Origin of the sequence: Chitinophaga sp. ARDCPP14 (assembly GCF_051362515.1) — a bacterium.
GTDB lineage: Bacteria > Bacteroidota > Bacteroidia > Chitinophagales > Chitinophagaceae > Chitinophaga.
In genome coordinates, this window is sequence record NZ_JBKIXB010000043.1 from 1 (window position 1) to 261 (window position 261).

Genomic DNA, 261 nt, shown 5'->3' on the forward strand with positions numbered 1-261 from the left:
CTTAATAAGTATGGCAGCTACCTACTCTCCCGCATGATATTGCAGTACCATCGGCCATGAGGGGCTTAACTTCTCTGTTCGGAATGGGAAGAGGTGAACACCCTCGGCATAACCACCATAAGATCTTCTTTGCTTTACAGCAAACTAATAAGATAACATATCGGGAAAGTTGTATTCTAAGACTCTTTAACGTAATATTTAAAAAATTAAAGCTTACGGGCAATTAGTATTACTCGGCTGCGATGTTACCACCCTTACACC

1 rRNA gene is annotated in these 261 nt (G+C 41.0%); it reads right to left on the bottom strand.

Annotated features, from left to right (window positions below):
- Positions 1-8 precede the first annotated feature (8 nt).
- A 5S ribosomal RNA gene (gene rrf / locus ACLHR0_RS31700) occupies positions 9-120 on the bottom strand.
- Positions 121-261: the final 141 nt, after the last annotated feature.